The 4,181-nt window shown below is 50.9% G+C and carries 3 protein-coding genes; all 3 read left to right on the top strand.

What is annotated here, in order from left to right; genetic code table 11:
• Window positions 1-1,923: DUF1553 domain-containing protein (locus ACEW8S_RS05145; RefSeq protein ID WP_373517111.1), on the top strand; the 1,923-nt coding region annotated here is incomplete at its 5' end.
• A 104-nt stretch (window positions 1,924-2,027) separates the two neighbouring features.
• On the top strand, window positions 2,028-3,542 hold the full coding sequence (locus tag ACEW8S_RS05140) for a DUF1501 domain-containing protein (protein WP_373517110.1): 1,515 nt from the start codon (window positions 2,028-2,030) through the stop codon (window positions 3,540-3,542).
• 99 nt (window positions 3,543-3,641) lie between these two features.
• Window positions 3,642-4,181: SLC13 family permease (locus ACEW8S_RS05135; protein WP_373517109.1), on the top strand; the 540-nt coding region annotated here is incomplete at its 3' end.

Raw genomic sequence — 4,181 nt, 5'->3', positions numbered from 1 at the left:
GACCAGTTTACCACGGAACAATTAGCGGGCGATCTCTTGCCCGACCCAACGACGGACCAGTTGATTGCTACGGCCTTCCATAGAAACACCATGAACAACGACGAGGGCGGCACCCAGGACGAAGAGTTCCGGGTGGCCAGTGTCATCGATCGCGTGAACACCACCTTCTCCGTCTGGCAGAGTACGACCATGGAATGTGTGCAGTGCCACAGCCACCCCTACGATCCCTTTGCCCATGAGGAATATTATAAGGCCATGGCGTTCTTCAACAATTCGAGGGACGAGGACACGCCGGATGAAAGTCCGAATATCCGTTTTTACGATGAAAAGCAAAGGCAAAATGTGGACCGGGTAAACGCTTGGGTCGAAAAATACGGTTCGGAAGAAGTCGGCGAGCTCTATGATGACTTCTTGACCTTTAACGAGCCCAAGTACCTCGCCCATAACGCGGTGGACTTTACCAACGGGGAATTTGCCGATACTCAATACTTGGCCCTGTGGGACGATGGTTCGTGTACCCTGAAGGATGTCTACACGCAAGGGGCCAATTTTATGTACATGAACTACAGATCGGATATCGATGGTACCCAAATGACTGTCCGAAAAAACAATGCGGACGGTGAAATCCTGGCGCAGTTTACTATCAATAAGACCGAGGGCAACACCATTAAAAGAATCCCCTTTGCTTCTACTGACGAAAAAGTCGATCTCTATTTAGAGACGAACAATGACCGGATTGAAAAGCAGATCTCTACCAGTTATATTACCTGGTTCGCTTTTCTGGAGGATATTCCGGGCCAAGCGCAACCCGGATATCGCGACATCAACGATACCTTCTTCAAACTATTGAACGCCGATACCCCTGAACTGCCCATTATGGCCGAAAATCACAGTTATATGGCTCGGGCCACCCAAGTCTTCGAAAGGGGCAACTGGTTGTTGAAAACGGATACGGTCGCCCCGGGAGTGCCGAAAACCTTGAACGACTGGGAATCCGATTGGCAGGGAAATCGATTGGGACTCTCGAAATGGATCGTCAGCAAAAAGAATCCGTTGACGGCCCGTACTATGGTAAATCGCGTTTGGCACCAGCTTTTCGGACGGGGTATCGTAGCCTCCGTCGAGGATATGGGTACGCAGTCCGACCCGCCCAGCCACCCGGAACTATTGGATTGGCTTTCGCTGCGTTTTATGAACGAACACGATTGGGACGTCAAGGCCTTGATCAAGGACATTATCATGTCCGGTACTTATCGGCAAAGCTCCGAAAACAGTCCCGAGCTGTACCAAAAGGACCCTAACAACGAACTATATGCCCGCGGCCCGCGCAGACGGTTGTCGGCGGAACAGATCCGCGATCAGGCCTTGGCCGTTTCCGGATTGCTGAGCGATAAAATGTACGGTCCCGGTGTGATGCCGCCCCAGCCCGACGGGGTGTGGCAATCGGTGTACAACAGTGAGTCTTGGGTAGAAAGCGAGGGTGAAGACAGGTATCGCAGGGCGGTATATACCTACCTGAAACGCACAAGTCCCTATCCCTCTTTTATCACCTTCGATGCGGGCAGCCGCGAGGTCTGCAGCATCCGCCGTACCGTGACCAATACGCCTTTGCAGGCCTTGGTAACCCTGAACGATCCGGTGTATCTCGAGGCGTCCTACACCTTGGCAAAATTCATGGACGGCACTGACGTTGAAAAAAGTATAACCAAAGGGTATGAAAAGGCGACCTATTCCAAAATAACCCCTGAAAAATTGGAGGCCCTAAAAGAGTTGTATGAAGAATCCTTATTGGAATTCGATAGTGATGAAGCTATCGGCAGTAACTTTTTTACGTTGAAAGAGCAACCCACGCCTCGACAAGCAGCGTTTACCGTAGTGGCGAATGCCATTATGAATTTGGACGAGTTTTTGAGCAAGGCATGAAGAAAGACAAGAGAGAATAGAATAGGGACTGTGGACAAATCGAATAATTTTAACCCTTTGGGCATCCTCGGAAGAAGAGCAACGAGATATTAAAAACAACAACAGTGAAAGACAAGATAGAACGGTTAATACGGGAAAGAATCCAACGCGAAACAGAGGCCAAGACCCGCCGGCATTTTATCAAACAATGCGCGACGGGAATGGGCGGCCTGGCCCTGGGTTCCATTTTTGCGGGATGTGGCGATTTTCTGAAGGATGAACAGTCCGTCAAGAAATCGGGATTCTCAGATCGTGACCTGAACCCGTTGGCGACCTTGGCTCCACCCTTCGGGCCCAAGGTAAAAAATGTCATCTATCTGCATATGGCGGGAGCACCTTCACAGCTGGAAATGTTCGATTATAAGCCCGAACTGCAAAAGCTGAACAACCAAGAATGTCCGCAATCCCTTTTAGAGGGAAAGAAATTCGCCTTTATTCGGGGTACACCCAAATTATTGGGCCCACAGGCAGAATTTAAAAGAGAAGGAGAGTCCGGCAACTGGGTCTCCGACAATCTGCCCCATTTTAAAAAAGTGATCGACGAGGTCGCCTTTTTGAAAGCGGTACATACCGACCAGTTTAACCACGGTCCGGCGCAATTGTTCATGCATACGGGTAGTCCACGATTGGGCAGGCCTAGCATCGGCTCTTGGGTGACGTACGGCCTGGGCTCCGAAAACCAAAACCTGCCCGGTTTTGTAGTGTTGACCTCGGGCGGAAAAACACCCGATGCCGGAAAAAGCGTATGGGGAAGCGGCTTTTTGCCCTCCGTTTACCAAGGGGTGCAATGCCGGTCAAAAGGGGATCCCGTACTTTACATCGATGATCCGGACGGTATTTCGAGGAACCTTAAAAAAAAGACCATTGACGCCATCAACACCATAAATAAGGAGGAGTACGCCAGATACGCCGATCCGGAAATCCTGGCGCGTATCAACCAATATGAAATGGCCTACCGGATGCAGATTGCCGTGCCGGAAGTCATGAACATCAACGACGAACCGGAGAACATCAAACAGATGTACGGGGTCGAACCCGGTAAGGAATCCTTTGCCAACAACTGTCTTTTGGCCAGAAAGCTGGTCGAGGATGGGGTCCGTTTTGTACAGCTGTTCGATTGGGGATGGGACACTCATGGCACGGGCCGCGATACTGCGGTGGACATTGGCCTCCGCAATAAATGCCGTGAAGTCGATCGGCCCATGACCGCATTGTTGTTAGACCTGAAACAAAGGGGGTTACTTGACGAAACCCTGGTGGTCTGGGGCGGCGAATTCGGTCGAACCCCCATGCAGGAAAATCGGGAAGGCAAGGAAATGGGCTTTAAAGGTCGCGACCACCACGGCGATGCCTTTACCATGTGGATGGCCGGCGGGGGCATCAAAAAAGGCGCGGTACATGGCCAAACCGATGATATAGGCTTTTCCGGCGTCGAGGGGCGCGTATCCGTACACGATGTGCATGCGACCGTCTTGCACCTATTAGGATTCGATCACGAGCAGTTCACCTTCGATTTTCAGGGAAGGCCGTTCCGTTTAACGGACGTTGAGGGAGAGGTAATTAATGAGATATTGTCGTAAATCGTAATTTAGAGGGTTTGACCCACAAACCTTCCCATAAGAATTGGCCTTTCGTGTTCAAAAGAAAAAACCTAGCTTAGACGACGTTAATCGCCACCCATGAACCTAAGCAAAAAACTGGGCCTATTTCTCGGACCCATCCTGTTCCTCATCCTAATCAACCTCCCTCTCGAAATGATCTCGGAAAAAGGCGACGCCGTGATCGCTGTCGCCGTGTGGATGGTCATTTGGTGGATCACCGAAGCGGTTTCCATTTCGGTTACGGCGCTACTGCCCCTATTGCTATTTCCGATACTGAACATCATGGAAATCGACGATGTGGGGGCCAACTACGGAAGCCCCATTATCTTTCTGTTCTTCGGGGGCTTCATACTCGCCCTCGCCCTAGAAAAGGTAAACCTACACAAACGTATCGCCCTTAACATTATAAAGATCACGGGCACAACCCCGAACAAGGTCGTTCTCGGCTTTATGATCGCCACGGCCTCTTTGAGCATGTGGATCAGTAATACGGCGACCGCGGTGGTCATGCTGCCCATCGCCATGTCGGTAATCGGCCTGCTCGTAAACGATGAGGACGGGTTCACCAAGGGAGATAAGAACTTTGCCCTTAGTGTAATGCTTGGCATCGCATTCGCC

The organism is Pricia sp., from assembly GCF_041745955.1.
Lineage (GTDB): Bacteria > Bacteroidota > Bacteroidia > Flavobacteriales > Flavobacteriaceae > Pricia.
This window is presented reverse-complemented; position numbering and strand designations above follow the sequence as displayed.